This window comes from Kitasatospora sp. NPDC059648, from assembly GCF_042734825.1.
In the GTDB taxonomy this organism is placed as follows: Bacteria; Actinomycetota; Actinomycetes; order Streptomycetales; family Streptomycetaceae; genus Kitasatospora.
The window spans coordinates 206,541-220,122 of record NZ_JBHWDU010000004.1; the positions used below are offsets into that span (position 1 = coordinate 206,541).

The 13,582-nt window shown below is 72.3% G+C and carries 9 protein-coding genes; 5 read left to right on the forward strand and 4 right to left on the reverse strand.

The window, feature by feature from the left end; genetic code table 11:
• Positions 1-193 precede the first annotated feature (193 nt).
• Complete coding sequence (hemE, locus tag ACFV1W_RS04905; protein ID WP_380413146.1) at positions 194-1,297, reverse strand: uroporphyrinogen decarboxylase; 1,104 nt, start codon at positions 1,295-1,297, stop codon at positions 194-196.
• Positions 1,298-1,443: 146 nt separating this feature from the next.
• On the opposite strand from hemE, the gene ACFV1W_RS04910 reads away from it, so the two are divergent.
• The 5 genes from ACFV1W_RS04910 to ACFV1W_RS04930 all read left to right on the forward strand — a co-directional run bounded on the left by ACFV1W_RS04910 (position 1,444) and on the right by ACFV1W_RS04930 (position 8,212).
• Positions 1,444-2,106: a DUF3000 domain-containing protein gene (locus tag ACFV1W_RS04910; RefSeq protein ID WP_380413147.1), complete on the forward strand. Its 663-nt coding sequence runs from the start codon at positions 1,444-1,446 to the stop codon at positions 2,104-2,106.
• A 319-nt stretch (positions 2,107-2,425) separates the two neighbouring features.
• On the forward strand, positions 2,426-3,142 hold the full coding sequence (locus ACFV1W_RS04915) for a response regulator transcription factor (protein WP_030288221.1): 717 nt from the start codon (positions 2,426-2,428) through the stop codon (positions 3,140-3,142).
• A 192-nt stretch (positions 3,143-3,334) separates the two neighbouring features.
• Complete coding sequence (locus tag ACFV1W_RS04920) at positions 3,335-4,588, forward strand: ribonuclease D (protein WP_380413149.1); 1,254 nt, start codon at positions 3,335-3,337, stop codon at positions 4,586-4,588.
• A gap of 256 nt (positions 4,589-4,844) precedes the next feature.
• Entirely contained in the window at positions 4,845-6,062 is a 1,218-nt protein-coding gene (locus tag ACFV1W_RS04925; RefSeq protein ID WP_380413150.1) for a thiolase family protein, read from the forward strand.
• Between the two features lie 2 nt (positions 6,063-6,064).
• Positions 6,065-8,212 carry a 3-hydroxyacyl-CoA dehydrogenase NAD-binding domain-containing protein gene (locus ACFV1W_RS04930; RefSeq protein WP_380413151.1) on the forward strand — a complete coding sequence of 716 codons (2,148 nt, stop codon included), beginning with the start codon at positions 6,065-6,067 and terminating at the stop codon, positions 8,210-8,212.
• 120 nt (positions 8,213-8,332) lie between these two features.
• On the opposite strand, the gene ACFV1W_RS04935 is transcribed toward ACFV1W_RS04930, so the two are convergent.
• The 3 genes from ACFV1W_RS04935 to ACFV1W_RS04945 form a co-directional block, all read right to left on the reverse strand.
• Positions 8,333-9,859 carry an ArnT family glycosyltransferase gene (locus ACFV1W_RS04935; RefSeq protein ID WP_380413153.1) on the reverse strand — a complete coding sequence of 509 codons (1,527 nt, stop codon included), beginning with the start codon at positions 9,857-9,859 and terminating at the stop codon, positions 8,333-8,335.
• A gap of 167 nt (positions 9,860-10,026) precedes the next feature.
• Positions 10,027-11,931, reverse strand: coding sequence for a 1-deoxy-D-xylulose-5-phosphate synthase (gene dxs, locus ACFV1W_RS04940; RefSeq protein WP_380413155.1), 1,905 nt, complete (start codon positions 11,929-11,931; stop codon positions 10,027-10,029).
• A gap of 306 nt (positions 11,932-12,237) precedes the next feature.
• Positions 12,238-13,416 (reverse strand): ROK family protein, encoded by a 1,179-nt coding sequence (locus ACFV1W_RS04945; RefSeq protein ID WP_380413156.1) that lies wholly within the window; start codon positions 13,414-13,416, stop codon positions 12,238-12,240.
• Positions 13,417-13,582 lie beyond the last annotated feature (166 nt).

Below are 13,582 nucleotides of genomic sequence, written 5' to 3' on the forward strand. Positions count from 1 at the left end.
CCCCGGTTCGGGCGCCCGCCCCCCCCCCCCCCCGGGCGCCCCCCCCCCCCGGGGTCCCGGCGGCGCGCCCCCCCGGGACCCCCCCCCCGGGGGGGGGGCGGCCCCCGGCCCCCGGGGCCCCCGCCACCGCGGGACGTCAGCGCGTGGGCATCAGCGTTGTGGGCATCAGCGCGTGGCCGTCAGCGCGCGGGGATCAGCGCGCGCTGGCCTCGTGCACGAAGGCGACCAGACGGCTGAGCGCGTCCGGGTCCATGGACGGCATCACGCCGTGCCCGAGGTTGAAGATGTGGCCGCTGGTGCCGAGCGCCTGGGCGGCGTGCAGCACCTCACGGGCCTTGGTCTCCACGACCTTGGTGGGGGCGAACAGCACTGCGGGGTCGAGGTTGCCCTGCAGGCCCTTGCCGGGACCGACCCGCTCGGCGGCCACGTTCAGCGGCACCCGCCAGTCGACGCCGACGATGTCCGCGCCGGCTTGGCCCATCAGTCCGAGCAGCTCGCCGGTGCCGACACCGAAGTGGATCCGCGGCACCCCGTAGGAGGCGACGGCGTCGAAGACCTTGGCACTGGCCGGCATGACCGAGCGGCGGTAGTCGTCGGGCGCGAGCGAGCCGACCCAGGAGTCGAACAGCTGGACCGCGGAGGCGCCCGCCTCGATCTGCACCTTCAGGAAGGCGGAGGTGATGTCCGCCAGCCGGTCCACCAGGGCGGCCCACAGCTCGGGCTGCCCGTACATCATGGCCTTGGTGTTCTCGTGGTTCTTGGAGGGCCCGCCCTCCACCAGGTAGCTGGCCAGCGTGTACGGCGCACCGGCGAAGCCGATCAGCGGGGTCCCGCCGAGCTCGTCCACCAGCAGGCCGACGGCCTCGGTGACGTACGGGACGTCGTCGGGCTCCAGCGGGCGCAGCCGCTTGAGGTCCTCGAAGGTGCGGATCGGATCGGCGATGACCGGGCCGATGCCGGCCTTGATGTCCACGTCGATGCCGACGGCCTTGAGCGGCACCACGATGTCGCTGAAGAAGATCGCCGCGTCGACCTTGTGCCGGCGCACCGGCTGCAGGGTGATCTCCTTGACCAGCTCGGGCCGCATGCAGGACTCCAGCATGGGGATGCCCTCGCGGACCTTCAGGTACTCGGGCAGCGAGCGGCCCGCCTGGCGCATGAACCACACCGGGGTGTGCGGCACCGGCTCGTGCCGGCAGGCGCGCAGGAACGCGGAGTCGTGCGCGGCGCCGCGGCGCGCGGGGGTGGACCGGCCGTCGAGGGTGGCCGCCGTGGGGTCTGCCGTAGTCTCGCTCACGGGTCAAATCTTCGCATGCGCTGAAGTCCCGCCTCCCCGGGCGGTCTCGTCGGTTCCTCCAAGATCTGGCCGGGTTTGCCGTTCCGGCACGCCGCTCGGACGGAAGTTGCGGCGGTAACCCGGGTTTTCGACCTAGTCTTCGGGTCATGGCAGCGGTCGGCGGGCACCCCGCACAGGGTGGCGGAACAGGTGGCGGAACGGGTCGGGAGGGGGCGCCGAGCGAGTTCCGGGCCGCCGTGGAGGCCCTCGAAGGGGCGCGGCTGCGGCCGGAACTCCAGCTCTCCCCCGCGCCGGCCCCGCGCCGGCTCGCCCCGTACGCGTTCGCGCTGACCGCCGTCGTGGAGGTGGACGGCGAGGAGCTGGCCGACGGCCGGCTGGTACTGCTGCACGATCCGGCCGGGCAGGAGGCCTGGAACGGGGAGTTCCGGGTGGTCACCATGACCCGGGCCGAGCTGGAGCCGGAGATGGCCGGCGACCCGATGCTCTCCGAGGTCGGCTGGGCCTGGCTGCTGGACGCGCTGCAGGCGCACGGCGCCGGTTTCGCGGAGCCGTCCGGCACGGTGACCCGCTGCGCCTCGCAGTACTTCGGCGGCCTCGCGGACCGTCCCTCCTCGACCGAGATCGAGATCCGGGCCTCCTGGACGCCGGCCGACGGCCGGTTCGAGCGCCACCTGGCGGCCTGGGGGGACCTGCTCTGCATCAGCGCCGGGCTGCCGCCCGCCGCGCCGTCCCCGCAGGGCCCGGGCGAGGTCACGTCACTCGGTGGAGTGGTCCCGATGCCCGCGCGGCGACGCCCGCGGTCGCACTGACGGGTGGCGTCCGGGCCGGACGGCACCTCCTGCCCCGATGCCACTCCCAGGGCTGACGAAGTGTGGCTTCGGTCTCGCTCTGCGTCAATGAACTGATCAGAACCGACCGATCCGTGACGAATCTGATCGATTTTGTGCGATTTCAGCGCGTGTCTCATCAGTCATATGCGCGATTTGTCCGGATTGTTACTCACTAGATCGTGATCTTTCGCTAAAGCCGGGCACGGTAGCTGCCGAAGCAGACTGTGACCCTTTCCGAACGCGGAACACTCCGACCGCCCCCTCGGGGTTCCGTCCGCCACTCCCCGCAGGAGGCCTGGTGTCGGTCCTTCTTGAGCACCCCGCAAACGTGGTCGCCTACCGCCCGACCAAGCCCACCGCCATGGTGGTCATCGCCGATCCCCGCGTCCGAAACACCGTCACCCGCCACCTGTGGGCGCTCGGCGTCCGCGACGTGATCGAGGTGTCCTCGATCGCCGAGGCCCGTCCCCGGGTCTCCACCCCGCGTGACATCTGCGTCGCCGACGTGCACCTGCCGGACGGCTCCGGGCTGACCATCCTCGCCGAGACCCGCGCCGCGGGCTGGCCCAACGGCCTGGCCCTGTCGGCCGCCGACGACATCGGCGCGGTCCGCAGCGCGCTGGCCGGCGGCGTCAAGGGCTACGTGGTCACCGGAACCCGCACCAACGTCGCGATGCCCGGCCGCCCGGGACTGCCACTCGGTGCCGCCGGACTGGCCGGCCGGATGCGCCGCCCCGGGATGCCGGGCATGCCGGGCGCCGCCGGTGCTCCCGGCGCACCCGGGGCCCCCGGAGCGCCGGGCCCGCAGCAGGCTGCCTACCGCGAGCTGTCCGGCCGCGAGGTCGAGGTGCTGCGGCTGGTCGCCGAGGGCCAGTCGAACAAGGCGATCGGCGTGGCGATGGGCCTGTCGGCGCTCACGGTGAAGAGCCACCTCGCCCGGATCGCCCGCAAGCTAGGCACCGGTGACCGCGCCGGGATGGTCGCGGTCGCGTTGCGCACCGGCATCATCCACTGAGCCGACCCGGGCCGAACCGCTCGTTGAAACCGCAGCGGCTCAGGAGGAACGTTCCTCCTGAGCCGCCACACTCGTGCGCCCGGTGCACCCTCGGGCGATCCCCCGCCCCGAGCACCGGGGCCGAGCGGGCGATCATCAGTCTGACCAGTCCGACAACACTCCCAGTTCCGAGGACCGTCGTACCCTTGGTGGGTGACCGACGCCGTAGCAGCCATCCCAGAAGAAGCAGCCCCGGTCCCGCTCCTTGAGCCGAAGGAGGGGATCCCGCCCGTCGTGGCGGACGAGCAGGCGCTGGCCGCCACGATCTCCGCCTTCGCCGCGGGCACCGGACCGGTCGCCGTCGACGCCGAGCGCGCCTCCGGCTACCGCTACGGGCAGCGGGCGTACCTCATCCAGCTGCGCCGAGCCGGCGCCGGCTCCGCCCTGATCGACCCGATCGCCTGCCCCGACCTCAGTGGACTGGGCGCCGCCATCGCGGACGCCGAGTGGGTGGTGCACGCCGCCACCCAGGACCTGCCCTGTCTGGCCGAGGTGGGCATGAGACCCACCCGGCTGTTCGACACCGAGCTGGCCGGGCGGATCGCCGGCTTCGCCCGGGTGGGCCTCGGGCCGATGACCGAGAACGTGCTCGGGCTGAGCCTGGCCAAGGAGCACTCGGCGGTGGACTGGTCCACCCGCCCGCTGCCCGAGCCCTGGCTGCGTTACGCGGCTCTGGACGTCGAGGTGCTGGTCGAGCTGCGTGACGCACTCGAACAGGAGCTGGACGCCCAGGGCAAGCTCGGCTGGGCCCTGGAGGAGTTCGCCTCGATCGCCGCCGCCCCGCGCCCGGCCCCGCGCACCGACCCGTGGCGCCGCACCTCGCAGCTGCACAAGGTCCGTCGGCGCCGCCAGCTGGCCGTGGTGCGCGAGCTGTGGCTGACCCGCGACCGGATGGCGCAGGAGCGCGACGTCTCCCCCGGTCGGGTGCTCTCGGACGCCGCGATCGTCAACGCCGCGCTGGCCATGCCGCTGAACATCGCCGCCCTGCAGGCCGTCCAGGGCTTCGGCCCGCGCCTGCACCGGCGCCAGCTGGACCAGTGGCTGGCGGCCGTGCAGCGGGGCCGGGAGGTCCCGGAGAACCAGCTGCCGCCGGCCGCCGCGCCGCACGACGGTCCGCCGCCGCCGCGGGCCTGGGCGGAGAAGGACCCGGTGGCCGCCGCCCGGCTCTCCGGCGCCCGCGCCGCGGTCAGCGAGCTGGCCGAGCGCCACCACCTGCCGGCCGAGAACCTGATCACCCCGGACCTGGTGCGCCGGGTCTCCTGGGAGCCGCCGGCCGAGCCGAGCGCCGAGGGCGTGGCCGCCGCGCTGCGCCGGCTCGGCGCCCGGCAGTGGCAGGTCGACCTGGTCGCGCCGGTGATGGCCGCCGCCTTCTCCTCGGCCACGGCCACGGCCACGACCCAGGGCTGATCGAGCCGCCCGGCACCGACCGGGCTCCGAAAGGGGATGCCGTCCGCACGGACTGCATCCCCTTCGGCGTCTCCGGGAAGGCTTCCTGGTCGGATGTGCCGTCGGACGTGTCGCGGGACACATGGTCAGAACCGTCCGAGGGGCCTGGGCAGGTTGGTTACCGACGGGTAGCATGACCGTGACGCGGCGCCGCTCGGGTGTTTCCCGGCGGCAGCCTGCCCACCTCGAAATGTTGGTCCCTGGGAGGAGAGCCCCCGTGCCTCGTACCGCGAGGGACGTCGTCTTCGTCGACGGCGTCCGCACCCCGTTCGGCAAGGCCGGCCCGAAGGGCATCTACCACGAGACGCGCGCCGACGACCTCGTCGTCAAGTGCATCCGGGAGCTCGTGCGCCGTAACCCGAACCTGCCCGTCGAGCGCATCGACGAGGTCGCCGTCGCGGCCACCACGCAGATCGGCGACCAGGGTCTGACCATCGGGCGCACCGCCGCCCTGCTGGCCGGCCTGCCGAAGTCCGTGCCCGGTTACGCGATCGACCGCATGTGCGCCGGCGCCCTGACCGCCGTGACCACCACCGCCGGCGGCATCGCCTTCGGCGCGTACGACGTGGTCGTGGCCGGCGGCGTCGAGCACATGGGCCGCCACCCGATGGGCGAGGGCGTGGACCCGAACCCGCGCTTCGTCTCCGAGAAGCTGGTCGACGAGTCCGCCCTGTTCATGGGCATGACCGCGGAGAACCTGCACGACCGGTTCCCGCACCTGACCAAGGAGCGCTGCGACGCCTACGCCGTGCGCTCCCAGGAGAAGGCCGCCAAGGCGTACGCCAACGGCGACATCCAGCCCGACCTGGTGCCGATCTCGGTCCGCAACACCAACCCCGAGGTCGGCGAGACCGGCTGGGGCCTGGCCACCGTGGACGAGCCGCTGCGCCCGGGCACCACGATGGAGTCGCTGGCCAACCTGAAGACCCCGTTCCGCCCGCACGGCAACATCACCGCGGGCAACTCGGCCGGCCTGAACGACGGTGCCACCGCCTCGCTGCTGGCCGCCGAGGACGTCGCCGAGGAGCTCGGCCTCCCGGTCAAGATGCGCCTGGTCTCCTACGCCTTCGCGGGTGTCGAGCCCGAGGTCATGGGCATCGGCCCGGTGCCGGCCACCGAGAAGGCGCTGGCCAAGGCCGGCCTGACCATCGACGACATCCAGGCCTTCGAGATCAACGAGGCCTTCGCCGTCCAGGTGCTGTCCTTCCTGGACCACTACGGCATCGCGGACGACGACGAGCGGGTCAACCCGTTCGGCGGTGCGATCGCCTTCGGCCACCCGCTGGCCTCCTCCGGCGTGCGCCTGATGAACCAGCTGGCCCGACGCTTCGAGCAGCGCCCGGACGTCCGCTACGGCCTGACCACGATGTGCATCGGCTTCGGCATGGGCGGGACCATCATCTGGGAGAACCCGCACTTCGAGGGTGGTAAGTGACCATGAGCAACACCACTGAGCTGCTCCAGCGCGGCGCCGAGCTGTTCCCGGGCGAGGTCGTCACGACCGCGCACGTCCGCCACCTGGACCTGCCGCTGCAGGCCGGCAAGCTGGCCCTGATCACCCTGGACAACGGCTTCGACCACACCAAGCCGACCACCTTCGGCCCGGGCTCGCTGCTGAAGCTGTCCGAGGCCCTGGACCAGGTCGAGGCCGAGGCCGCCGAGGGCAGGATCGTCGGCGCCGCCGTCACCGGCAAGCCGTTCATCTTCGCCGTGGGCGCCGACCTCAAGGGCGTCGAGCTGCTCCAGCAGCACGCCGACGCGCTGGCCATCGGCAAGGGCGGCCACGAGGTCTTCAAGCGGATCGCCGCTCTGCCCGTCCCGACCTTCGCCTTCTACAACGGCGCGGCCATGGGCGGCGGCGTCGAGGTCGGCCTGCACTGCGACTACCGCACGGTGTCTGCGGGCGTTCCGGCCTTCTCGCTGCCCGAGGTCTTCCTCGGCCTCGTCCCCGGCTGGGGCGGCTGCACCATCCTGCCGAACCTGATCGGTGCCGGTAAGGCCGTCAAGGTCATCATCGAGAACTCGATGAACCAGAACAAGCAGCTCAAGGGCAAGGACGTGTTCGAGCTGGGGATCGCCGACGCGATCTTCGAGCCGGCCGACTTCCTGGAGCAGTCGCTGCTGTGGGCCGCCAAGGTCGTCAAGGGCGACCTGGTCGTCGAGCGCGAGGCGATCGACCGCGGCAAGGCCTGGGACGACGCCGTCCTCTGGGGCCGCATGGTCGCCGACGGCAAGGTGCACGGCGCCGCCCCGGCCGCCTACAAGGCGCTGGACATCATCGCCGCCGTCAAGGACGCCGACCTCGCCGACAAGGCCAGCCTGCAGGCCGGCTTCGACGCCGAGGACGCGGCCCTGGCCGACCTCATCATGAGCGGCGAGCTGCGCAGTGGCATCTACGCCTTCAACCTGGTGCAGCGCCGGGCCAAGCGCCCGGTCGGCGCCCCGGACAAGTCGCTGGCCCGCCCGGTCTCCAAGGTCGGCGTGGTCGGCGCCGGTCTGATGGCCTCGCAGCTCGCGCTGCTGTTCGCCCGCCGTCTGGAGGTGCCGGTGGTCCTCACCGACATCGACCAGGAGCGCGTCGACAAGGGCGTCGGCTACGTCCACGCCGAGATCGACAAGCTGCTCGGCAAGGGCCGGATCGGCCAGGACAAGGCCAACCGCCTCAAGGGCCTGGTCACCGGCTCGCTGGACAAGGCCGCCACCTTCGGCGACGCGGACTTCGTCATCGAGGCCGTGTTCGAGGAGATGGGCGTCAAGCAGACCGTCTTCGCGGACCTGGAGAACGTGGTCTCGCCGACCTGTGTGCTGGCGACCAACACCTCCTCGCTGTCGGTCACCGAGATGGCCTCGAAGCTGAAGCACCCCGAGCGGGTCGTCGGCTTCCACTTCTTCAACCCGGTCGCGATCCTGCCGCTGCTGGAGATCGTCCGCGGCGAGCAGACCGACGACGCGTCGCTGGCCACCGCCTTCGCCGTGTCGAAGAAGCTGAAGAAGACCTCGGTGCTCTGCAAGGACGCCCCGGCGTTCGTGGTGAACCGGATCCTGACCCGGTTCATGGGCGAGATCCAGAACATCATCGACGAGGGCACCCCGATCGCCAGCGTCGAGAAGGCCGTCGAGCCGCTCGGCCTGCCGATGTCCCCGATCGTGCTGCTGGAGCTGGTCGGCCCGGCCATCGCCCTGCACGTCTCGGAGACCCTGCACGGCGCCTTCCCGGAGCGGTTCACCGTCTCCGAGAACCTCGGCAAGGTGGTCAAGGCCGGCAAGCGCGGCTTCTACACCTGGGTCGACGGCAAGCAGGTCCTCGACCCCGAGGTGCTGGAGCTGCTGAGCTTCGGCGGCACGGTGCTGACCGAGGAGCAGGTCCTCAGCCGCGCCCTGGAGGCCGTGGCGCAGGAGATCGGCCTGATGCTGGCCGAGGGTGTCGTCGCCGAGGCGCAGGACATCGACCTCTGCATGATCACCGGTGCCGGCTGGCCCTTCCACCTGGGCGGGATCACCCCGTACCTGGACCGTGAGGGCATCTCGGAGCGGGTGAACGGCAAGAAGTTCCTCGCCCCCGGCGTGGCCTCGGTGCCCGCGTAAGGCGTAGCGCTACGCGAGGAGCCCCGGGCGACCTTGGTCGCCCGGGGCTCCTTCGTGCGCGGGGGGCTCTCGGGCCCGGTGCCCCGGGCGGCTTCCGGGCTTCCGGGACTTCCGGGGCTCTCAGTGCTTGAGGCGGTAGACGACGGTGTCGCCGATGACGCCGATCATCTCGTAGTGGGTGTCCAGCAGGTTCTCGATCCGGGGCACCATCACCGGCTGGTACGGGGCGATGCCGGAGTCGTCCACGAAGACCTCGGGCAGGCCGTTGGCGAGCTCCTTGTCGAAGGTCTGCCAGGCGTTGTTGACGCTGAACTGCTCGCCCACGTTGGGGCTGCCGTCCTTGCCGCCGCTGTAGTTGGTGAGGAAGCCGGCGGTCAGGTAGCGGCTGGCGGGCTTGCGGTCGGCCAGCCAGTACAGCTCGGGGTGCATGCCCCAGACCAGCACGGTGTCCTTGGGGGTGGTCTGGGCGGCGACCGCGGTGGCGACCTCGGTGTTGCGGCTCATCTGCTCACCCGGCCAGGCCAGCGCCAGGGTCCAGAACACGGTGGCGGCGACCGTGGTGTACACCAGGACGGGCTTCCAGCGGATCGCCGAGGTGGCGACCGCGCCGGTGCCCAGCAGCACCAGCGGGGGCATCAGCTGGAGGTAGTAGTGGCCGAAGAAGTGGAAGCCCACGCTGACCGCCACGACCGAGGAGAGCAGCCAGACCCACAGGTCGGTGGTCGAGCCGTACTCCTCGCCGGCCACCGGCAGCGGACGGTGGCGGTGCTTGAACCAGAGCCGGCGGCCGACCGGGTACAGGAAGCCGAGGCCCGCCGCGGCCAGGATGCCCAGGTTGCCGAAGGCCCGGCCGAGCATCTGCAGCCAGGCGCCGCCGAAGGAGGCGTAGTCGCCGCTGCCGGTGACCACCCAGAAGAGGAAGCCCTTGGGCTTGGTCAGGATGACCGCCACCAGGGCTATCGGCACCGCGAAGCCGAACCCGATCTTGAACAGCGCGGGCGGCCAGCGCACCCCCCGTCGGCGGGCGTCCTGGAAGAGCATCCAGAGCACCGGCAGCAGGACCGCCCCGCCGGTCTGCTTGGTCAGCGAGCAGAGCGCGACCGCGATGCCCGCGGCCAGCCAGCGGCGGCGCTCGGCGTAGCGGAAGGCGGCCACCATCGCGGGCAGCATGAAGACCTCGAAGGTCGCCGCCTGGGTGTCCTCCGGGGAGAGCCCGATGGAGACCAGCAGGTAGAGCAGTCCGGCACCGGCCCCGGCCCGGTTGCCCCAGCGGCCGCGGGCGATCGAGGCCAGCAGGATCGCGGTGACCAGGTGGGCCACCACCGCGAGGGTGCGCAGCGGCCACAGCGAGGCGGAACCGAAGAGGGCGAAGCAGGCCTGGTAGAGCCAGGGCAGCAGCGGCGGCTTGCGGTCCACGACGGTGTCGTAGAGCACCCCGCCGTCCGCGAGCATCCGGGCCTGGGTGGCCAGGAAGCCCTCGTCCGGGCTCCAGACGGGCCGGGCGAAGGACGGGACGTGGGTGGCCAGCGCGACCAGCGCGAGCACCGGCACCAGCCTGGTCCAGTACCCCTGACGAAGGTGGGTACGGGCGCGCTCGGGCAGGCGGTCGGCCAGGCCGGCGAGGCGGCGGCGGGTGGGGGTCGGCACGATTGACAACCTACCGGGCAGGATCGGCGCGGATGGCGCCGGTCCCGCTATTCAGTGCGATTGTCAGCTCGTTCCATGGCGAACTGTTACGGAGTTACGACAATCAGTCGTCGGCGGAACGGGTTACGCGCACCGCGCGCCGTAACCCGTCCCGCCGGACCGCCGTCTCAGGCCTCGACCGGCGCGGCGTCCAGCTTGGCGACCAGGGCGGTCACCCGCTGGGCGATGTCGGGGGCGTTCAGGCCGATCTCGGCCAGGATCTCGTTCCGGCTGGCGTGGTCCAGGAACTCCTGCGGAATGCCGAAGTCGCGCACCGGCAGGTCCACGTCCGCGTCCCGCAGCGCCTGCGCGACGGCCGCGCCGACGCCGCCCACCCGGCCGTTGTCCTCGATCGTGACGACCACCCGGTGCTCGGCGGCCAGACCCGGCAGGGCCGGGTCCACCGGCTTGACCCAGCGCGGGTCCACCACGGTGGCGGTGATCCCCTGGGCGGCCAGCAGGTCGGCGACCTCCAGGCTGGTCGGGGCCATCGCACCGACCGAGACGATCAGCACGTCGGCGCGGTGGGCGCCGGAGGGCTCCTCGGCGACGCGCAGCACGTCCATGCCGCCGACCCGGCCGACCGCGGGGACGGCCGGGCCGACCGTGCCCTTGGAGTAGCGGACCACCGTCGGGGCGTCCTTGACCAGGACGGCCTCGCGCAGCTGGGCCCGGACCTGGTCGGCGTCGCGCGGGGCGGCCAGCCGCAGGCTCGGGATGACCTGGAGGATCGACATGTCCCACATGCCGTTGTGCGAGGCGCCGTCCGTGCCGGTGACGCCGGCCCGGTCGAGCACGAAGGTGACGCCCAGCTTGTGCAGCGCCACGTCCATCAGGACCTGGTCGAAGGCGCGGTTCAGGAAGGTCGCGTAGACCGCGAACACCGGGTGCAGCCCGTTGGTGGCCAGGCCGGCGGCGCTGGTGACGGCGTGCTGCTCGGCGATGCCGACGTCGAAGATGCGGTCCGGGAACTCCTTGGCGAAGGGGGCCAGGCCGACCGGGTGGAGCATCGCGGCGGTGATCGCGACGATGTCCTCGCGCTCGTGGCCGAGCGCGACCATCTCCTCGCCGAAGACCGAGGTCCAGTCCTTGCCCGAGTTCTTGACCGGCAGGCCGGTGTCCGGGTGGATCACGCCGACGGCGTGGAAGCGGTCCTCGTCGTTGTTCTCGGCGGCGTGGTAGCCGCGGCCCTTCTCGGTGAGGCAGTGCACGATCACCGGGCCGCCGAAGCCGCGCGCCTTGGTCAGCGCGGACTCCAGGGCGGTCAGGTCGTGGCCGTCGATCGGGCCGATGTACTTGAGGCCGAGGTCCTCGAACATGCCCTGCGGGGCGATGAAGTCCTTGAGGCCCTTCTTGGCGCCGTGCAGCGTCTCGAACAGCTGCTGGCCGACCACCGGGGTGCGCTGCAGCGCGTCCTTGCCCCAGGAGAGGAAGCGCTCGTAGCCCTGGGTGGTGCGCAGCGTGGCGAGGTGGTTGGCCAGGCCGCCGATGGTCGGCGAGTAGGAGCGCTCGTTGTCGTTGACGACGATGACGACCGGGAGGTCCTTGGCGTCGGCGATGTTGTTGAGCGCCTCCCAGGCCATGCCGCCGGTGAGCGCGCCGTCGCCGATGACGGCGACGACCGGGTCCGCCTTGCCCTGGATCTTGTTGGCCTTGGCGAGGCCGTCGGCGTACGAGAGGACCGTGGAGGCGTGCGAGTTCTCGATCACGTCGTGCTCGGACTCGGCGCGGGACGGGTAGCCGGACAGGCCGCCGCTCATCTTCAGCCGGGAGAAGTCCTGCCGGCCGGTGAGCAGCTTGTGGACGTAGCTCTGGTGGCCGGTGTCGAAGAGGATGCGGTCGCGCGGCGAGTCGAACACCCGGTGCAGCGCGATGGTGAGCTCCACCACGCCGAGGTTGGGGCCGAGGTGGCCGCCCGTCTTGGAGACCTCGGTCACCAGGAAGGTCCGGATCTCCTGGGCCAGTGCGGCCAGCTGTCCGGGCGTGAGCCGGTCGAGATCGCGCGGTCCCCGAATGCGGGTCAGCAGGGCCACCCGTTCCTCCTCGTTCAGTGTTCGCGGACCACGGACGGTCCGACGGGCGTCGCTGCCCGGTCCGGCGGCAGGCCGGTGGTCGCGGCCGGTACCGACCGGTCGAGTCTAATGTCCGCTTGCCGGACACCGAGCGGCGCGCCCGGTGCCACCGGCCGGTTACCGCCATTCCGGGAGGTCGGCGGGGGGCCGGGGGGGTCAATCCGCATTGACGAACCGGCGTTCCGATCTCGGGCCGGGGCGGGGGTCGGGTCGGGGTCGGAGCCGGGGCGTCAGTGGCGGGCGGGGCGCCGGTGGGCGGGAGAGGTGTCAGTGGCGGGAGAGGGCGCTGGACTCGCCCATCTCGCTCATCACCAGGGCCAGCGCGCCGAGCACCTCCGCGCGGCCGCCCAGGGTGCCGGGGACGACCGACAGCTGGCGGGCCGCACTGGGGATGGCGTAGCGGGCGACCGAGTCCCGGATGGGGGCGAGCACCAGCTCACCGGCCTCGGCGAGGTCGCCGCCGAGGATCACCCGGCGGGGGTTGAGCAGGTTGCACAGGGTCGCCACGCCCGTACCGATCTGGCGGCCGGCGTCGGCGATCACCCGGCGGCAGCCCAGGTCGCCCTGGTGCGCCAGCTCGACCACCCGGGGCAGCGACAGGTCCGGGCCGAGGGTGGAGGTGAGCAGCGAGAGCAGGTAGCGGGAGCCGACGAAGGTCTCCAGGCAGCCGCGGTTGCCGCAGCGGCAGACCGGGCCGGCCTCGTCCAGGGTGATGTGCCCGATCTCACCCGCGGTGCCGCCCGGGCCGCGGTAGATCTGGCCGTTGACCACCAGTCCGGCGCCCACGCCGCTGGCGACCTTGATGTACGCGAGGTCGCTCAGGCCGCGGCCGGCTCCCCAGACCAACTCGCCGAGCGCGCCCAGGTTGGCGTCGTTGTCCACGTGCACCGGCATGCCGAGCCGCTCGGCCAGCTCCCTGCCCGGGGCGATGCCCGTCCAGCCCGGCAGGATCGCGGTCGAGCCGAGCGCGCCGGTCTCCACGTCGATCGGGCCCGGCACGCCGAGGCCCACGCCGATCACCTTCTCCGGACGGAACCCGGCCTGCGCCAGCAGCCGCTCGACCATCGCCTCGGCCCGGTCGAAGCCCTGGGCCGCGGAAACGTCCACGTCGATCGGGGCGCTCTCCTCGGCCAGCACCCGGTGGGCGAGGTTGCCGACGGCGACGCGGAGGTGGGTGTGGCCGAAGTCGATGCCGACCACGATGCCGGCGTCGCCGCTGAGCGAGACGCTGCGGGCGCGGCGGCCGCCGGAGGAGGTGTCGGCGACCACGACGGTGCCGCTCTCCTTCAGTTCCCGCACGATGTTGGAGACGGTGGCCGCGGAGAGGCCGGTGCCGCGGGCGATCTCGGCCTGGGTGAGCGAGCCGGCCATCCGCACCGCGCGGAGCACCCGTTCCAGGTTCGCCCGGTGCAGGGACGACTGTGAGCCCGGTGTGTCCGTCGACATGATCCGCCCTCCCAGGGGTGGGGAGCCCTCGGTCGGGTGTCCCCTTCAACTCCTGAAGCCTACGGCTCGGGGGCTGTGGGGGGTGTTGTCCGGGGGGTGGGCTCTCGGGAGGGTGGGTGCCGGGGCGGTTCCGGGGGTGGCCGCTCCGGGGGCTGGGTGATTTTCG